This is a genomic window from Pseudomonas sp. Pseusp11 (assembly GCF_047304405.1).
Classification (GTDB): Bacteria; Pseudomonadota; Gammaproteobacteria; order Pseudomonadales; family Pseudomonadaceae; genus Aquipseudomonas.
Window position 1 is genome coordinate 1 of sequence record NZ_JBGLZF010000132.1, and the last position, 233, is coordinate 233.

General features: G+C 58.8%; 1 protein-coding gene. It reads left to right on the plus strand.

Translation table 11 applies throughout. The features are described from left to right. A partial coding sequence (locus ACCC96_RS30445; protein ID WP_413697762.1) for a DUF6124 family protein occupies window positions 1–233 on the plus strand: 233 nt, incomplete at both ends.

A 233-nucleotide genomic window follows, 5' to 3' on the forward strand; every position in this document is an offset into this window, starting at 1 on the left:
CGCGCCCTCGATTACTACCTCAAACCGTCCGCCCCCAAGCCCCCACGCAAACCGAGCACGATTTACACCGTTGCCCCCAACATCAACATCGAAGAGCTACTGACCAATGCCTGCGAGTCCTTTGCCTCGGCCAAGGTGATCGCCAGTGACTGTGCTGGTTTTCTGGAAGGGCCGCAGCGCAATACGGTACTGGGCGTCGCTCAGCTCATCATGTTTGGTGAGCTGGCGGTGAA